We start from the raw sequence: 16,868 nt of genomic DNA, 5'->3' as shown, positions 1-16,868 counted from the left end.
CCCCTGCGCAACAGTGATTTGGGTGATCGCGGGTGTTTCCACTGGGACTGGCGGTCGATACTCGTTGCATCACTTATTCACGCAGGGAGTTTCTCCATGAACGTATTCATCACCGGTGCCGCCGGTTTTATCGGCGGCTCCATCGCCACCGGTCTGGTCCAGGCCGGGCACTCTGTCACCGGCCTGGTGCGCAGCGCCGAGCAGGCCGATGAGCTGAAAGCTTTGGGCATCACCCCGGTGATCGGCACCCTCGAAGACAGTACATTGCTGGCCGATCAGGCCCGCGCCGCCGATGCGGTGATCAATGCCGCCAGCAGTGACCATCGCGGCGCGGTCGAAGCCTTGCTCGATGCCCTGCGCGGTTCGCACAAAGTGTTCCTGCACACCAGTGGTTCGAGCATCGTCGGCGATGCCTCGGGCGGCAAATCCAGCGACGTCATCTACTACGAAGACAACTTGCCGGAGCCCACCGTCGACAAGGCGGCGCGCGTGGCGATCGACAACCTGATCCTCGCCGCCGCACAGGACGGCGTGAACTCGGCAGTGATCTGCAACACCCTGATCTACGGCCACAGCCTGGGCGTCAATCGCGACAGCGTGCAGTTGCCGCGTCTGCTCAAACAAGCACGTAAAAGTGGCGTGGTGCGGCATGTCGGTACAGGCAAGAACATCTGGTCCAACGTGCACATCGAAGACGTCGTCGCACTGTACCGGCTGGCGCTGACCCGGAACGTGCCCGGCACCTTCTACTTCGTCGAAAGCGGTGAAGCCTCGTTCATCGACATGACCACTGCCATGGCGCAGGCGTTGAATCTGGGCCAGCCACAAGACTGGCCACTGCAAGATGCCGAAGCCGAGTGGGGTTACGAAATGGCCAACTACGGGCTCGGCTCCAACAGCCGCGTACGCGGCAAACATGCTCGTGAACGGCTGGGCTGGGCGCCAAAGCGTACGTCGGTGGTGGAGTGGATTCGTAACGAGATGGTGTGAATCCCGTTGCACCGCATCAAGCCTTTCGCGAGCAGGCTCGCTCCCACAAATAGAACGGATTCTGACTGAAGGAATGCAATCAACTGTGGGAGCGAGCCTGCTCGCGAAAGCGCTGGATCAGTCGGCAGAGATGTTGAATGTGACGCCGCCTTCGCGAGCAAGCTCGCTCCCACATTGGTTTCTCGTTCACCGAAAAGCCATGTAAATCCCGCCCCGCGATTTTCATTAATCGCGACAAGACATATCCAACAGCGACACGCCTTACCTCCCAACGAAAATTACTTTCATGGCGTTTGAAAACTCGATCTCGAAATGATTTATGAGTTTCACTACCCATTCGAACGTGACCCTTTCGAGGAGTACCGCATGACGCCTTCGTTCGGCTATTGGCTACTGATTTATGCCGCCGTAGCCATCATTGCCTTGATCGTGCTGATCGCCCGCTACCGGCTCAATCCGTTCATTGTCATCACGCTGATTTCCATCGGTCTGGCGCTGGTGGCGGGCATGCCGCCGTCGGGCGTGGTGGGGGCGTATGAGGCCGGGGTGGGCAAGACGCTGGGGCATATTGCGCTGGTGGTGGCGCTGGGGACGATGCTCGGCAAGATGATGGCCGAGTCCGGCGGTGCGGAGCAGATGGCCCGCACCCTGATTGAGAAGTTCGGCGAGAAGAACGCGCACTGGGCGATGGTTTGCATCGCGTTTCTGGTCGGCCTGCCGCTGTTCTTCGAGGTCGGTTTTGTGTTGCTGGTACCCATCGCCTTCACCGTGGCGCGGCGGGTGGGCGTATCGATTCTGTTGGTCGGCCTGCCGATGGTTGCCGGCCTGTCGGTGGTGCATGCGCTGGTGCCGCCGCACCCGGCGGCGATGCTCGCGGTGCAGGCGTATCAGGCCTCGGTCGGGCAGACCTTGCTGTATGCGATTGCCATCGGTATTCCCACCGCAATCATCGCTGGGCCGCTGTACGCCAAATTCATCGTGCCGCGCATTCAACTGCCGGCGGATAACCCGCTGGAAAAACAATTTCTCGACCGCGAGCCGCGCGACAAACTGCCGGGGTTCGGCATCACCATGGCGACCATTCTATTGCCGGTGGTGCTGATGCTGATCGGTGGCTGGGCCAACCTGATCTCCACGCCGGGCAGCGGTTTCAACCAGTTCCTGTTGTTCATCGGCAACTCGGTTATCGCACTGTTGCTGGCGACCTTGCTGAGTTTCTGGACGTTGGGCATCGCTCAGGGTTTCAACCGTGAATCGATCCTCAAATTCACCAACGAGTGCCTGGCACCGACGGCCAGTATCACTTTGCTGGTCGGCGCCGGCGGTGGTCTGAACCGGATTCTGGTGGACGCTGGGGTCACCGATCAGATTGTCGGGCTGGCCCACGAATTTCACCTGTCGCCGCTGATCATGGGCTGGCTGTTCGCCGCGTTGATGCGGGTGGCCACCGGCTCGGCCACCGTGGCGATGACCACCGCGTCCGGCGTGGTTGCGCCGGTGGCCATCGGTCTGGGTTATCCACACCCGGAATTGCTGGTGCTGGCGACCGGCGCCGGCTCGGTGATCTTTTCCCACGTCAACGACGGCGGCTTCTGGTTGATCAAGGAATACTTCAACATGACGGTCGCGCAGACGTTCAAGACCTGGACCGTGCTTGAGACCCTGATCTCGCTGGTCGCTTTCGCTTTGACCGTCGGCCTTTCTTACCTGCTGTAACCGGAGCCCGCCGCCATGGACATCCTTTATCAGATCCGCGCCCGTCAGGACTCCTTCAGCGCCGGCGAGGGCCGTATCGCCCGACTGATGCTCGACGATGTCGGTTTTGCCGCCTCCGCCAGCCTCGAAGAGCTGGCGCAACGGGCCGAAGTCAGTACCGCCACGTTGTCGCGTTTTGCCCGTACGGTGGGCTGCCGCGACCTGCGCGATCTGCGCCTGCAACTGGCCCAGGCCAGCGGCGTTGGCAGCCGTTTTCTCGACCCGGCGGGTACCCCTGAACAGTCGGCGTTCTACGGGCAGATTGTCGGCGATATCGAAACCACGCTGCGCCAGCATCTGGCTGGATTCGACGAATCGCGCTTCGCCGACGCGGTGAAAATGCTCGGCCAGGCGCGGATGATTCATGCGTTCGGCATGGGCGGTTGCTCGACCCTGTGCAGCGATGAATTGCAGGTACGCCTGGTGCGCCTCGGCTACCCGATTGCGGTGTGCCACGACGCGGTGATGATGCGCGTCACCGCCGCCAGCCTCAATGCCGAGCACGTGCTGATCGTCTGCTCGCTGACCGGCATCACCCCGGAGCTTTTGGAAACTGTCGAGCTGGCGCGCAACTATGGCGCACGCATTCTGGCCATCACCCGCGCCGACTCGCCGCTGGCCGAACTGGCCGACATCGTTCTGCCGCTGCAAGGCGCGGAAACTTCGTTCATCTACAAACCGACGGCGGCGCGCTACGGCATGTTGCTCGCCATCGATGTGCTTGCGACCGAGCTGGCGCTGGCCAATCCTGAAGACAATCAAGAGCGTCTGCGGCGGATCAAACTCGCCCTCGACGAATACCGTGGCGGCGACGATCACCTGCCGCTGGGAGACTGACATGCAGTACGACACGCTGATCCGCAACGCCACCGTCATCGATGGCAGCAACACGCCCGGCTACCGCGCCGATGTGGCGATTCTCAACGGACGCATCGAACGCATCGGCGACCTGCACGATGCCCGCGCCACGGAAGACATCGACGCCGCCGGCCGCGTGCTCGCCCCGGGTTTCATCGACGTACACACCCACGACGACACCGTGGTCATCCGCCAGCCGCAGATGCTGCCCAAACTCAGCCAGGGCGTGACCACGGTGATCGTCGGCAACTGCGGGATCAGCGCCTCGCCGGTCAGTCTCAAAGGCAATCCGCCGGACCCGATGAACCTCCTCGGCACAGCCGCCGCATTCGTCTATCCACGTTTCAGCGATTACCGCGCCGCCGTCGAAGCGGCGAACACCACGCTGAACGTCGCCGCGCTGGTTGGTCACACCGCGCTGCGCAGCAATCACCTCGACGACCTGTTTCGTTGCGCCACGCCTGACGAAATCGCCGCCATGCGTGAGCAATTGCGTGAAAGCCTTGAGGCCGGCGCGCTCGGTTTATCCACAGGCCTGGCCTACGCCAGCGCCTTCAACGCTTCCACCGATGAAGTGAAGCAACTGACCGAAGAACTGACCGCGTTCGGCGCGGTGTACACCACCCATCTGCGCAGTGAATTCGAGCCGGTGCTGGAGGCGATGGACGAAGCGTTCAGCATCGGCCGTCACTCGCAGTCCCCGGTGATCATTTCCCACCTCAAATGCGCCGGTGTCGGTAATTGGGGGCGCAGTCCGCAGTTGCTCGCGGCGTTGGAGCAAGCAGCGAAAACCCAGCACGTGGGCTGCGATTGCTATCCCTACGCGGCGAGCTCTTCGACGCTGGATCTGAAGCAAGTCACCGATGCCCATCGCATCACCATCACCTGGTCGACGCCGCATCCTGAAGTCAGCGGCCGCGACCTGATCGACATCGCTGCCGAATGGAACGTGCCACTGCTCGAAGCCGCCAAACGCCTGCAACCGGCGGGCGCGGTGTACTACGGCATGGACGAGGCGGACGTACGAAAGATTCTCGCGCATCCGCTGTCGATGGTCGGGTCTGACGGACTGCCGGAAGACCCATTCCCGCACCCACGCTTGTGGGGCGCTTTCCCACGAGTGCTCGGCCATTTCAGTCGCGATCTCGGGTTGTTTCCGCTGCACACCGCCGTGCACAAGATGACCGGTCTGTCGGCGGCGCGGTTTGGCTTGAAAGGGCGCGGCGAGATTCGCGAGGGCTATTGGGCGGATCTGGTCTTGTTCGATCCTGAGACGGTGCGCGATGTGGCGGATTTCACTGATCCGCAACGGGCGGCGCAGGGGATTGAGGGGGTGTGGGTCAATGGCGCGTTGAGCTATCGCGACGGGCAGGCAAATGGTCGCCGGGAAGGGCGGTTTCTGGCGCGGCAGAGGGATTTGCGCGAAGGGTTTCATTGATTGCCAAGCCCCGGTAGGCGCTGCCGAAGGCTGCGATCTTTTGATCTGCGTCTCATAGTGGCACTCTGAGATTAAAGAATGTCGAAACCAAGCCGAATTGCTGACATCCAGCCCCGCTAAACGCTTGGGCCAACCAGTCAGGGAGCACCCCATGAGCTTCGGCAAAACCACCCCGATCCTGCGGATCTTCGATGAAGCCAAGGCGTTGGAGTTCTACGTCGACTTCCTCGGCTTCAAGATCGACTGGCAGCACCGTTTCGAAGCGAATTTCCCGCTGTATCTGCAGGTGTCCCGTGGCGAATGCGTGCTGCACCTGTCCGAGCATCACGGCGACGCGACGCCGGGCTCGGCGTTGCGCATCGAGACCGACGAGCTGGAGGCGTTTCAGCAGCAGTTGCAGGCCAAGGATTACAAGTTCTCGCACCCACAGATTCAGGCGATGCCGTGGGGCAGTCAGGACATGACGATTGCTGATCCGTTTGGTAATCGGTTGGTGTTCACCAACGCGATCAGTGTCTGAGTCGAGCCATACAAAAAAAGCGCTGCCAAACCATTAAGGTGGCTACTGGCGCCATCGCTGGCAAGCCAGCTCCCACAGTGATCGCGTCGTACACAAAATTTGTGCTTTACCAAGAAACCTGTGGGAGCTGGCTTGCCAGCGATGAGGCCAGAACAATCACCCCCGATGCATCTGCCGAAACTCCCCCGGCGGCATCCCGCGCCGGCTCTTGAAGGTTCGGTGAAAAGAGCGCGGCTCGGTAAACCCCAGATACTGCGCAATGTCCTGAATCGGCAACGTACTGTTGAGCAAATAATGCTCCGCCAGCTCTTGGCGCAAATCGTCGAGAATCTGCTGATACGACGTCCCCGCCTGATGCAACTGCCGCTGCAACGTGCGCACCGACACCGCGAGCTGCTCGGCCACCTGTTCCTTGCGCGGCAAGCCTTCCTTGAGCAGCTGACGCAGGATGCTTTTGACCCGCTGCTCCAGCGACGCATCCTCCAGCGTCGCCATCAACCCCATCGCATGTTCTTCCAGGGTGCGCAGCAACTGCGCGTCGGCCTGGCGCAGCGGTAATTGCAGATACGCCAACGGCACGATCAGCGCCGAATACGCTTGCTCGAACAGCACCGGGCAATCGAAAAACGCTTCGTACTGCGCCTGACTGGCGTCTGCCGGGCACGGGTGTTCCAGCCACACGGCGGCGGGCGACATCTGCGTGTCGGCAATCCAGCGCGCATATTGCAGCCATGAACCAAGAACGTTTTCCACCAGATGCCGGCGAATCCGCGGACGCTCGTAGCGGCAAGTCCAGATCAGATGCACGTGACCGTCCTGCACGTCGGCGCGGCTGACGCCCATGTCGCCCACCAGCTTTTCGAACGGCATGATCCGGCTCATCGCATCGCCCAGGGTCGCGCAGTTCATCGTGATGTAACCGAGCACGCTCCAGGAATTGGGCAGGACGAAGTTTGCCGCGTTGAGACCAAACAGCGGATCGCCCGAGTGCTCGCAGAAATAATCGAGCAGGCGCTCATGGGTTTCGCCCGGCAGGCGCAGGCTGTTGTCGCTCAGTTGCTGCGCCTGCAAACCGGCAGCGGCCAACGCCGGCTCGATGGCCATGCCCAGTTGCTCGGCATGGCGCACGTATTTGAGCAGCGGCGGAACCGAGGTGAAGCCGAGCGATTGCATGATCCGAATCCCTTGATCAAGGCCTGCGTGAGCGAATGAATGCCTGAAAGGTAATTTGAAACCCCGACTAAAGTAAATGGCTGGCACTTGCGCGACGTTTGACTCAATTGGCTACTCGAACTGGCCGGATGCGACCGTGACACTTTTTGGCCGCTGACTAGTATGGAGGCCTGCAATATCACTGATCAGACTGCATAAGAAGGACAGACGTATGCGACGCTGGAACGGCTGGGGAGATGCAACCACGGTGGTCGAACTGCCGGCCCAGGGTGCGAGTTTTCTCCATGAACGGTTGGGGGCCGGGCGCGCGCTGCCCGATGCGACGCTGGAGGCAGCATTGGCGCGGGTGCCGGTCTCGCGGCTGGCGGCGCACGCCTTGTACAGCGTTGATGCCCATGATCGTCTGCTGCACGCTCGGGGCCAGAGTTTGCCGGACTGGCTGGCGCTGCGCGAAGGCGCGCTGGGCAACTATCCGGACGCGGTGGCGTTTCCGGAGACCGCCGTGCAGATCCGCCAATTGCTGGCGCTCGCCCATGAGCAGGACCTGTGCCTGATTCCCTACGGCGGCGGCACCTCGGTGGCCGGGCATATCAATCCGCCGGATTCGGCGCGACCTGTAGTGACCGTGTCGCTGGCGCGGATGAATCGTCTGATCGACCTCGACGAGCAGAGCCAACTGGCGACGTTTGGCCCCGGTGCCAGTGGCCCGCAGGTGGAAAGTCAGTTGCGCGCTCGCGGTTACACGCTGGGGCATTTCCCGCAGTCGTGGGAGTTGTCGACGCTGGGCGGTTGGGTCGCCAGTCGCTCCAGTGGTCAGCAGTCGTTGCGCTACGGGCGTATCGAGCAGTTGTTCGCCGGCGGCACCCTGGAAACTTTCGCCGGGCCCTTGGAAATTCCGACGTTCCCAGCTTCGGCGGCGGGGCCTGATCTGCGCGAAGTGGTGCTCGGTTGCGAGGGCCGTTTCGGGATCATTTCCGAGGTCAAAGTGCGGGTCAGTCCGCTACCCGCCGATGAGCGTTTTTACGGAGTGTTCCTGCCCAGTTGGAGCAAGGCGATGCAAGCGATCCGCCAATTGGCGCAGGCACGAGTGCCGCTGTCGATGCTGCGTTTGTCGAACGCGGTGGAGACCGAAACCCAACTGGCGCTGGCCGGGCATCCGCAGCAGATCGCCTGGCTGGAGAAGTACCTGAACCTGCGCGGCGCCGGTGAAAGCAAGTGCCTGCTGACTTTCGGCGTGACCGGCAACCGTCGGCAAAACGCGTTGTCGCTGAGTCAGGCGCGCCAGCATCTGAAAGCCTTCGGCGGCGTGTTTACCGGCACCTTGCTCGGCAAGAAGTGGGCGCAGAACCGCTTCCGTTTCCCCTACCTGCGCGAGAACCTGTGGAACGCCGGCTACGTCGTCGACACCCTGGAAACCGCCACCGACTGGAGCAACGTCGATAATCTGCTCAACCTGATCGAAAACAGCCTGCGCGATGCCTTGGCAGCGCAGGGCGAGCGGGTGCATGTGTTCACCCATCTGTCCCACGTTTACGGCGAAGGCTCGAGCATCTACACCACTTACGTGTTTCGCCCGGCTGCGGATTATCCGGCGACGCTGGCGCGCTGGCAGGCGCTCAAGCACGCGGCCAGCCAGACCATCGTCGACAACCACGGCACCATCAGCCACCAGCATGGGGTCGGCAAGGATCACGCGCCGTACCTGCCGCGCGAAAAAGGCGCGCTGGCGATGGATACCTTGCAGGCGCTGAGCAGGCACTTCGATCCGGCCGGGCGCCTCAACCCCGGCACGCTGATGCAGGAGTGACGATCATGCACCCGGACTGGAACGCCGCGTGGCGCCAGCAAACCTTGCCGACATTGGCCGACGCAAGCTGGGATCTGATCGTCATCGGCGGCGGCATCAGCGGTGCCGGCATTCTGCGCGAAGCGGCACGGCGTGGCTGGCGTTGTCTGCTGCTGGAGCAACGGGATTTCGCCTGGGGTACCTCCAGCCGGTCGTCGAAAATGGTTCACGGCGGATTGCGTTATATCGCCAAGGGCCAGTGGCGCCTGACCCGCGATTCGGTGCGCGAGCGCCAGCGCCTGCTAGACGAAGCGCCGGGGCTGGTGGAGCCGATGAGTTTCCTGATGCCGCACTATCGCGGCGGCTTTCCCGGGCCGCGTGTGCTCGGTGGCTTGTTGTCGGTGTACGACGCATTGGCCGGACGCCGCAGCCACCGTTTTCATGACGCGCAGCAACTGCGGTTTCTCGCGCCGGGGGTGAAGGAAAACCATCTGCTCGGTGGCACCTGTTTTGTCGATGCGCTGACCGATGATGCACGGCTGGTGATGCGCGTGTTGCACGAAGCACGAGCCGATGGCGCAGTGGTGCTCAACGGGGTGCGCGTCGAACATTTGCTGCGCGAAGACGGCCGGGTGTGTGGGGTGCAGATCGAGGACTGTGAGGCGGGTGGGTCGCGGCAATTGCGTTGCGACGTGCTGGCGGTGGCGACCGGCGCGTGGGCTGAGCGCCTGCGTTTGCCCGAGGCTCCGCGACAACTGCGGCCATTGCGCGGCAGTCATCTGCTGCTGCCGGGCTGGCGTTTGCCAGTGGCGCAGGCCTTCACGTTTCTGCATGCGCGCGACCGGCGGCCGGTGTTTGTTTTTCCGTGGGAAGGGGCGACGGTGGTTGGCACTACGGATCTCGATCATCGTGAGGATCTGGATCAGAGCGCGAGCATCAGCACCGAAGAACTCGACTATCTGCTGGCGGCCTGCACGCAACAATTTCCAGGTGCCGAAGTGACGGCGAGCGATGTGCTGTCGACCTGGTCCGGCGTGCGTCCGGTGGTGGGCAGCGCGGCGGGTCAACAGCAAGGCAAGCCGTCGAATGAAACCCGTGAGCATGTGCTGTGGCTGGAGCCGGGTTGCGTCACGTTAGCTGGCGGCAAACTGACAACGTTTCGCCCGCAAGCCATCGAAGTGCTCAAAGCCTGTGCCGACATGCTTGGCCGTGCTTTCGAAGATGACGGCGCGCCGGTATTCGCAGCCGTACCGCCACTGACTATTCCCGGACTCAGCCCGCAACAGTGGCGACGGCTGGCCGGCAGGCACGGTCGCGATCTGCCGCGACTGGCGCAGTTGATCGCCGAGTTGGGCCACGAAACGGTTGGCAACACTGACACCTTGTGGGCAGAACTGGCCTTCGCCTGTGAGGCGGAAATGGTGCTGCACCTCGATGATCTGTTGCTGCGCCGCACCCGTCTGGGCCTGTTGCTGGCGCGCGGTGGTGAAGAATATTTCGCTGCCATCCGCCAACTCTGCCAGCCCCGCCTGGGCTGGGACGATGCACACTGGCAGCAAGAGCTGCAGCGTTACCGGGCGTTGTGGCAACGTCACCACGGCCTGCCGGATGCCACACCTTGAGGCCCCTTGAAGAGAGCGCCATGCATAACCACTCGAACAAGCGCTACCTGCTGGCGATCGACAACGGCACCCAGAGCGTGCGCGCATTGCTCTTCGATTTGCAGGGCAATCTGCTTGGTAAAGGCAAGGTCGAGTTGCAGGCGTACTACTCGACGCAACCGGGCTGGGCCGAGCAGGACCCGCAGTATTACTGGGCGAAACTCGGCGAGGCTTGTCAGCAACTGTGGGCGCAAACCGGGATTGATCGCTCGCAGATTGCCGGGGTGTCGCTGACCACCCAGCGCGGCACGGTGATCAACGTCGATGCCGAGGGCAAGCCGCTACGCCCGGCGATTCTGTGGCTCGATCAGCGCCAGAGCGACGTCGAGGGCGGGATCAAGGGACCGTGGGGCTGGCTGTTCAAACTGGTCGGCGCGCAGGCCACCGTGGATTATTTTCGCGCGCAGGCCGAGGCCAACTGGATCGCCAGACACCAGCCTGAAGTCTGGGCGGCGACCGACAAGTTTTTGCTGCTCTCGGGGTTTCTCACCCATCGCCTGTGCGGGCGCTTTGTCGACTCGGTCGGCTGTTGCGTCGGCTACCTGCCGTTCGACTTCAAACGCCTGAAATGGGCCGCACCCAGCGACTGGAAATGGCGGGCGCTGGCGGTGCGCCCGGAGCAATTGCCGACCTTGCACAAACCTGGCGAAACCCTCGGCTATATCACCGCCGAAGCCGCTCGCCATACCGGCATTCCCGAAGGTTTGCCGCTGATTGCTGCCGGCGCTGACAAGGCCTGCGAAGTGGTCGGTTCAGGCGTGGTCGATGCGAGCACCGTGTGCCTGTCCTACGGCACCACCGCGACCATCACCAGCACCCGCTCGCGCTATCTGGAAATCGTCCCGTTGATTCCGCCGTACCCCTCGGCGGTGCCCGACCAGTACAACTGCGAGGTGATGATTTATCGCGGTTACTGGATGGTCAGCTGGTTCAAGAATGAGTTCGGCCTGCGCGAAATGCAGCAGGCGCAAGAGCAGGGCATTGAACCCGAGCAACTGTTTGATGCGCTGGTCAACGCGGTGCCGCCGGGATCGATGGGGCTGATGCTGCAACCGTACTGGTCGCCGGGGATTCGTGAGCCGGGCGTCGAGGCCAAGGGCGCGATGATCGGCTTCGGCGACGTGCACACCCGCGCGCACATTTACCGGGCGATTCTGGAAGGGCTGGCGTATGCGTTGCGCCAGGGCCTGGAGAACATCGAGAAGCGCTCGAAGGTGTCGGTCAAGCGTCTGCGGGTGGCCGGTGGCGGTTCGCAGAGTGATGCGGCGATGCAGCTGACGGCGAATATCTTTGGTCTGCCGGCGGAGCGCCCGCATGTGTATGAAGCATCGGGGCTGGGCGCGGCGATCTGTTGTGCGGTGGGGTTGGGCTTGTATGCGGATTTCCCCACGGCGATCGCCGCGATGACGCGAGTGGGCACGGTGTTCACGCCGCAGCCCGAGGCGCAGCAGGTCTATGAGCGTTTGTACAACGAGGTGTACCTGCGCATGTATCGCCAGCTCAAGCCGCTGTACCAGAGCATCCGCAAAATCACCGGTTACCCCGCCTGAAAAAACACCACCAATCCCCTGTAGGAGCTGCCGAAGGCTGCGATCTNATCTTTTGACTTTGATTTTTTAAAAACAAGATCAAAAGATCGCAGCCTTCGGCAGCTCCTACACAGGTGAGCGGTGAGCTTCATATGGCGCTATCGGAGAACTTTTCTGGTGAGATCGGACAGTGTCAGCGCCGGAGGTGGTTGTTAGGCTCAATCCCCACAGCACCTCCAATAAGAACTAAAAGCAATGAAGCTGACTTTTCTCCTGTTGCTGCTTTGTGCAACGGCCCCGACGGCGTGGGGCTGGTCGAACCACACGGTGGGCAGCTATCTGGCGTTGCAGCAACTGCCGGCGCTGCGCGATGCGCCGCCGGTCGAAGTCGAGCCGCTGGAGCGTTTTCTCGCCGAGCAATATCCGGCCGTGGTCGCGCTGCTGGAGCAACAGGAAAGCTTCGCCCGTGAACACTTCACCCAATACCCGCCGCGCCCCGACAATCTGAAGCTGCCCGCGGTGCCGGGCGACAATCTGCGCCATGATTTTCTTACTGCGTTGCGGCTCAATCCGCGCATTCATCTGGCGATGGTCATTCAGCCGCTGCCGGGCCAAGACATCCCCGAGCGCGAACATCTCAGCGCCGATCAGGTGATGGTCGAGCAGACGCTGTCACCGTGGAATCGCCAGCGCTTCATTCGCGTGGCGGATGGCGAGAACGTCGCGCCGCTGGCGGTACTGGCAAGCGCCGCCGACGAGCCGGATTATGGTCACGACATCAATCTGTTCAGCGACAACCCCGGCGAGGTCGGCGCGCGTTATGGCTTCGGCCCGCAGCCGTTCGGCGATGCGCGTTTTCAGTACAGCTCGCAGGCGCCGTTCCACATGGGCTTCTTCCATGAAAGCGCGGTGGTGTATGCCGCAGCCGGATTTCTTCAGCGCAGTTGGCCGGACTGGCGCGCGTATCAGTACCTGGGCCTGGCGCGACTGGCGTTCGCCACTGGCCATCCGTACTGGGGCTATCGGTTCTTGGGTTGGGGCGTGCACCACGTGCAGGACCTGACCCAGCCGTATCACGCCAAGCCGTTGCCCGGGGTCGAACTGCCGAGTCTGTTGTTGCTGGAGGGCAAGGCGCTGGCCGGTTTTGCCGATGATAAAAAAGCCTCGATCGAACGGGTCGCCACCCGCCACATGGAAATCGAGAAGTATCAATCGACCTGGCTGCGCCGCGTGCTGCGCACCGGTCAGGCGCACCCGATGCTCGCGGCCTACGCCGATGTCGCTCAAGACCAACAGTATCCGCCGTACTCGGTGGGCTACTTGCGCGACGTGGTCAGCGCCGAGTCGGTCGAGGACTCGGCGGCGTTCGATGAAGCCATCGGCCAATGGCTGGAGACGGCCCCGGTGACCAGCGATTTCAGCAGCGGCAACCAGATGCAGCGCGAGCGTTTCGAGCATCCGGCACTCAATCAGCAGCTGTTCAAACTGCTCGGCCATTTCGGCGCGCACAGCCGGATTTATGTCCGTGCGGGACTCACACCGTAGCCATCGCGGTCACGCAAAAAACAATAAGAACAAGGAGGAACCCATGATCAACACTCGATTGCGCCTCACCGGCGTGGCACTTCCCGGCGTCGGTCTGGCGGGGCTGCTGCAACTCTGTGCGGTGGATGCGCTGCAGGCGGCCGAGTTCAGCGTGCTGGACAATCAAGTCACCGGATCGATCGACACGACCCTGTCCTATGGCCGTTTGTGGCGGGTGCAGGGCCGCGACAAGAACAACGACGACGTCAACACCAACGACGGCAATCGCAACTTCGATACCGGGCTGGTTTCCGAGGTGTACAAGATCACTTCCGAGCTGGAGGCCAACTACCAGAACTACGGGATGTTCCTGCGCGGCACGGCGTTCTACGACACCCAGTTGATGGACAAGCGCAACGATTACTACCGTAACAACAACCCGGCGCAGCCAAGCCAGAGCTACCCGCAGGATGATCGCTTTACCAGCCAGACCCGCGACATCGCCGGCAGCCGGATCGAGATGCTCGACGCCTATGTCTACGGCAATTGGGACGTGGCGCAGATGCCAGTCACCGCGCGGGTAGGGCGTCAGGTGTTCAACTGGGGCGAGGGGATTTTCTATCGCGGCGGGATCAACACCACCAACCCGGTGGACGCCGCCAAGTACCGCTTGCCGGGCGCCGAGGTCAAGGAGGTGCTGATGCCGGTGGAGGCCGTGAGCTTCAACATCGGCCTGACCGATTCGTTGACCCTGGAGAGCTTCTACCAGACCAACTGGAAGGAAACCCGCATCGACCCGGTGGGCACTTTCTATTCGCAGACCGACCTGTTCGCCGATGGCGGCAACACCGGTTACAACAACTTCAGCGGCACCGCGCTTGATACCCCGGTGCCGGGGTTCGGCAACGTCATCGGGCTGTACAGCGCATTGGGCAACAACCCATTGCTCGGCCCGACGCTGAAAAGCACCGGCCTGTACGCCAACGGCGTGACACCGGCCTACGGCAATACGCTGAAAGTGGCGTCGATCGGCAAGGACTACAACGCACGCAACGACGGCCAGTTCGGCTTCGCCTTCCGCTATATCGCCGAGGCGCTCAACAGCACCGAGTTCGGCCTGTACCTGGTCAACTACCACGCCAAGGAACCGACCATCGCCGCAGATCTGGGTGGCTACAAGGGTATCGACATGAATGCCCTGACCAACATGCTCGCTGGTGTGGCCGGCAGTCAGGCCGGGGCGCTGGCCAACGGTCTGGCGACAGCCGACGTGATGGGCAATATTCAGGCGCATCGGCGTTATGCCGAAGACATCCGCATGTACGGTTTCAGCTTCAACACCACTTTGGGCCAGGCCTCCGTATTCGGTGAGATTGCCTACCGGCCGAACCTGCCGATCGGCATCGCCGCGACTAACGACTTGATCGGCGACCTGGCCAACGGTGCCGCTGTGGCGGTGACCGATAAGCCCGTCAACGTCGGCGGGCAGATGGTCACCCTCGACAGCGAGATCAACAACGCCGAGCGCGTGGAAGCGTTCAACACCTCGCTGGGCAGCATCTACAACTTCGGCCCGACGCTGTCGTTCGACTCGATGTTCGGCATCTTCGAACTGGCCTCCGAACACCTGCGCGGCAGCAGCCTGCAATACACCGCCTACGACGGCAGCACGCGCTATTACGCCGGTACCGGCAACACCTCTTATGTGTCCGGCGGCGATCGCGACGATCAGGTCAATCGCAACTCTTACAGCTACACGGTGATGTTCAACGGCACCTGGAACGATGTGTACGCCGGGGTCAACGTCTCGCCGTACGTCGTCTACAAGGACGACTTCAAGGGCAACAGTTATCAGGCCGGCAACACCATCGACGGGCGCAAGGCTTACACATTGGGGATCAAGGCCAACTACCAGAACAAGCTCGAAGCCGAGGTGCAATACACCAACTTCTGGGGCGGCGGACAGAACAACGGGATTCGCGACCGCGACAACGTCGGGTTCAACCTCAAGTATTTCTTGTGAGTTTCAGACGCAGATCCCGGGACAACTCATCCCCCTGTGGGAGCGGGCTTGCCCGCGATGACGGCAGCACATTCGACATCAATGGTGGCTGACCCACCGCTATCGCTGGCAAGCCAGCTCCCACAGGGTATGCATTCTGGAGAAGAACATGTTTCATATTTCAAGATTGACGAAGACAACGCTGGCGCTCGTGCTGGGTCTCGCCGCGAGCAGCACATTGGCTGCCATCACCCCACAACAAGCCGAACAACTGAAAACCACCCTCACGCCCATGGGCGCCGAGCGTGCCGGCAACGCTGCCGGCACCATTCCAGCCTGGACCGGCGGCATCACCCAGGCGCCAGCCGGCTACAAACCGGGCCAACATCACCCGGATCCGTATGCGGCGGACAAGCCGCTGTTCACCATCACCAAGGCCAATCTGGAGCAGTACAAGGCCCACCTCAGCCCCGGTCAGATTGCGTTGTTCAATAGCTATCCCGACACGTTCCAGATGCCGGTCTATCCGTCGCGCCGTTCCGGTTCGGCGCCGCAATGGCTGTATGACAACACGTTGAAGAATGCGACCTCAGCCAAGCTGCTGGAGGGCGGCAGCGGATTCGCCGATGCCTACGGCGGCGTACCGTTCCCGGTGCCCAAGGACGGTATCGAAGTGCTGTGGAACCACATCACCCGTTATCGCGGGATTTACGTGGTGCGTCGTGCGTCCGAAGCCCCGGTGCAGCGCAACGGCAGCTTTGCCCTGGTCACCTCACAGCAAGAAGCACTGTTCAATTTTTATCGTCCGGGCGGGCAGTACGCCGACCTGAAAAACATCCTGTTCTACTACCTCGCTTTTGTGAAAAGCCCGGCGCGGTTGGCCGGTGGCGCGGCGTTGGTCCACGAGATGCTCGATCAACTCAAGGACCCGCGCCAGGCCTGGGTCTACGACGCCGGCCAACGTCGCGTGCGCCGTGCGCCGAACCTGGCGTATGACACGCCGATCGCCTCATCCGATGGCCTGCGCACCGCCGACGATACCGACCTGTTCAACGGCGCGCCGGACCGCTACGACTGGAAGCTCAAGGGCAAGCAGGAGATCTACATCCCCTACAACAACTACAAGGTCGGCAGCCCCGACGTGAAGTACGCCCAACTGCTGACCCCGGGCCACCTCAACCCGCAATTCACCCGCTATGAGCTGCACCGTGTGTGGGTGGTCGAAGGCAACCTGAAGCCGGGCGCGCGACATGTCTATTCCAAACGCGTGCTGTTCCTCGACGAGGACAGCTGGGGCGCGGCGCTGGTCGATCAATACGATGGGCGCGGGGAATTGTGGCGGGTGTCGATGGCCTACCTGAAAAACTTCTACGACCTGCCAACCACCTGGAGCGCACTGGACGTGTTTCACGACCTGCAGGCCCGCCGTTACTACGTGCAGAATCTCGACAACGAAGAAGCCTCCACCGTCGACTTCTCGCAACCGGTGCCGGAAGACGCGTATTTCATGCCATCGGCGTTGCGCCAGCGCGGGACTCGCTAAGGGGCACCGGACTGCTGATCGAACGCAATCCCTGTAGGAGCTGCCGCAGGCTGCGATCTTTTGACTTTGATTTTAAAAACAAGATCAAA

At 62.1% G+C, this 16,868-nt stretch carries 12 protein-coding genes; 11 read left to right on the top strand and 1 reads right to left on the bottom strand.

Features of this window, described 5'->3' with window-relative positions; all coding sequences use genetic code 11:
- The first annotated feature begins 96 nt into the window (after positions 1–96).
- The 5 genes from ACTJKS_RS25900 (at position 97) to ACTJKS_RS25880 (ending at position 5,561) form a co-directional block, all read left to right on the top strand.
- On the top strand, positions 97–990 hold the full coding sequence (locus tag ACTJKS_RS25900) for an NAD-dependent epimerase/dehydratase family protein (RefSeq protein WP_108181610.1): 894 nt from the start codon (positions 97–99) through the stop codon (positions 988–990).
- Between the two features lie 366 nt (positions 991–1,356).
- The gene (locus ACTJKS_RS25895) at positions 1,357–2,706 is read left to right on the top strand and encodes a GntP family permease (RefSeq protein ID WP_262949498.1); all 1,350 of its coding nucleotides are present in this window, start codon (positions 1,357–1,359) and stop codon (positions 2,704–2,706) included.
- Positions 2,707–2,721: 15 nt separating this feature from the next.
- Positions 2,722–3,582, top strand: a complete 861-nt coding sequence (locus ACTJKS_RS25890; RefSeq protein ID WP_262949497.1) for a MurR/RpiR family transcriptional regulator — start codon at positions 2,722–2,724, stop codon at positions 3,580–3,582.
- A gap of 1 nt (position 3,583) precedes the next feature.
- Complete coding sequence (locus tag ACTJKS_RS25885; RefSeq protein ID WP_262949495.1) at positions 3,584–5,041, top strand: N-acyl-D-amino-acid deacylase family protein; 1,458 nt, start codon at positions 3,584–3,586, stop codon at positions 5,039–5,041.
- A 151-nt stretch (positions 5,042–5,192) separates the two neighbouring features.
- On the top strand, positions 5,193–5,561 hold the full coding sequence (locus ACTJKS_RS25880) for a glyoxalase superfamily protein (protein WP_041066674.1): 369 nt from the start codon (positions 5,193–5,195) through the stop codon (positions 5,559–5,561).
- Positions 5,562–5,717: 156 nt separating this feature from the next.
- On the opposite strand, the gene gliR is transcribed toward ACTJKS_RS25880, so the two are convergent.
- Positions 5,718–6,734 (bottom strand): AraC family transcriptional regulator GliR, encoded by a 1,017-nt coding sequence (gene gliR / locus ACTJKS_RS25875; RefSeq protein WP_108181613.1) that lies wholly within the window; start codon positions 6,732–6,734, stop codon positions 5,718–5,720.
- A 211-nt stretch (positions 6,735–6,945) separates the two neighbouring features.
- On the opposite strand from gliR, the gene ACTJKS_RS25870 reads away from it, so the two are divergent.
- The 6 genes from ACTJKS_RS25870 to ACTJKS_RS25845 all read left to right on the top strand — a co-directional run bounded on the left by ACTJKS_RS25870 (position 6,946) and on the right by ACTJKS_RS25845 (position 16,779).
- Positions 6,946–8,541, top strand: a complete 1,596-nt coding sequence (locus tag ACTJKS_RS25870) for an FAD-binding oxidoreductase (RefSeq protein ID WP_108181614.1) — start codon at positions 6,946–6,948, stop codon at positions 8,539–8,541.
- Positions 8,542–8,546: 5 nt separating this feature from the next.
- Positions 8,547–10,142 carry a glycerol-3-phosphate dehydrogenase/oxidase gene (locus ACTJKS_RS25865; RefSeq protein WP_262949494.1) on the top strand — a complete coding sequence of 532 codons (1,596 nt, stop codon included), beginning with the start codon at positions 8,547–8,549 and terminating at the stop codon, positions 10,140–10,142.
- A 20-nt stretch (positions 10,143–10,162) separates the two neighbouring features.
- Positions 10,163–11,731: an FGGY-family carbohydrate kinase gene (locus ACTJKS_RS25860; RefSeq protein ID WP_262949493.1), complete on the top strand. Its 1,569-nt coding sequence runs from the start codon at positions 10,163–10,165 to the stop codon at positions 11,729–11,731.
- A 234-nt stretch (positions 11,732–11,965) separates the two neighbouring features.
- The gene (locus tag ACTJKS_RS25855; RefSeq protein WP_262949606.1) at positions 11,966–13,255 is read left to right on the top strand and encodes a phospholipase; all 1,290 of its coding nucleotides are present in this window, start codon (positions 11,966–11,968) and stop codon (positions 13,253–13,255) included.
- A 43-nt stretch (positions 13,256–13,298) separates the two neighbouring features.
- Positions 13,299–15,257, top strand: coding sequence for a DUF1302 domain-containing protein (locus tag ACTJKS_RS25850; RefSeq protein ID WP_262949605.1), 1,959 nt, complete (start codon positions 13,299–13,301; stop codon positions 15,255–15,257).
- Positions 15,258–15,405: 148 nt separating this feature from the next.
- Positions 15,406–16,779, top strand: coding sequence for a DUF1329 domain-containing protein (locus ACTJKS_RS25845; RefSeq protein WP_198760364.1), 1,374 nt, complete (start codon positions 15,406–15,408; stop codon positions 16,777–16,779).
- Positions 16,780–16,868 lie beyond the last annotated feature (89 nt).

Origin of the sequence: Pseudomonas sp. 22189 (assembly GCF_052045635.1) — a bacterium.
Taxonomy (GTDB): domain Bacteria; phylum Pseudomonadota; class Gammaproteobacteria; order Pseudomonadales; family Pseudomonadaceae; genus Aquipseudomonas; species Aquipseudomonas parakoreensis.
The sequence above is the reverse complement of the archived record's forward strand: the minus strand, read 5'-3'. Positions and strand labels throughout refer to the sequence as shown.

What these genes read in the sequence shown, in the direction of transcription:
- ACTJKS_RS25900 (WP_108181610.1), top strand. Translation starts at nt 97, where the DNA reads ATGAACGTATTCATCACCGGTGCCGCCGGTTTTATCGGCGGCTCCATC.
- ACTJKS_RS25895 (WP_262949498.1), top strand. Translation starts at nt 1,357, where the DNA reads ATGACGCCTTCGTTCGGCTATTGGCTACTGATTTATGCCGCCGTAGCC.
- ACTJKS_RS25890 (WP_262949497.1), top strand. Translation starts at nt 2,722, where the DNA reads ATGGACATCCTTTATCAGATCCGCGCCCGTCAGGACTCCTTCAGCGCC.
- ACTJKS_RS25885 (WP_262949495.1), top strand. Translation starts at nt 3,584, where the DNA reads ATGCAGTACGACACGCTGATCCGCAACGCCACCGTCATCGATGGCAGC.
- ACTJKS_RS25880 (WP_041066674.1), top strand. Translation starts at nt 5,193, where the DNA reads ATGAGCTTCGGCAAAACCACCCCGATCCTGCGGATCTTCGATGAAGCC.
- gliR (WP_108181613.1), bottom strand. Translation starts at nt 6,734, where the DNA reads ATGCAATCGCTCGGCTTCACCTCGGTTCCGCCGCTGCTCAAATACGTG.
- ACTJKS_RS25870 (WP_108181614.1), top strand. Translation starts at nt 6,946, where the DNA reads ATGCGACGCTGGAACGGCTGGGGAGATGCAACCACGGTGGTCGAACTG.
- ACTJKS_RS25865 (WP_262949494.1), top strand. Translation starts at nt 8,547, where the DNA reads ATGCACCCGGACTGGAACGCCGCGTGGCGCCAGCAAACCTTGCCGACA.
- ACTJKS_RS25860 (WP_262949493.1), top strand. Translation starts at nt 10,163, where the DNA reads ATGCATAACCACTCGAACAAGCGCTACCTGCTGGCGATCGACAACGGC.
- ACTJKS_RS25855 (WP_262949606.1), top strand. Translation starts at nt 11,966, where the DNA reads ATGAAGCTGACTTTTCTCCTGTTGCTGCTTTGTGCAACGGCCCCGACG.
- ACTJKS_RS25850 (WP_262949605.1), top strand. Translation starts at nt 13,299, where the DNA reads ATGATCAACACTCGATTGCGCCTCACCGGCGTGGCACTTCCCGGCGTC.
- ACTJKS_RS25845 (WP_198760364.1), top strand. Translation starts at nt 15,406, where the DNA reads ATGTTTCATATTTCAAGATTGACGAAGACAACGCTGGCGCTCGTGCTG.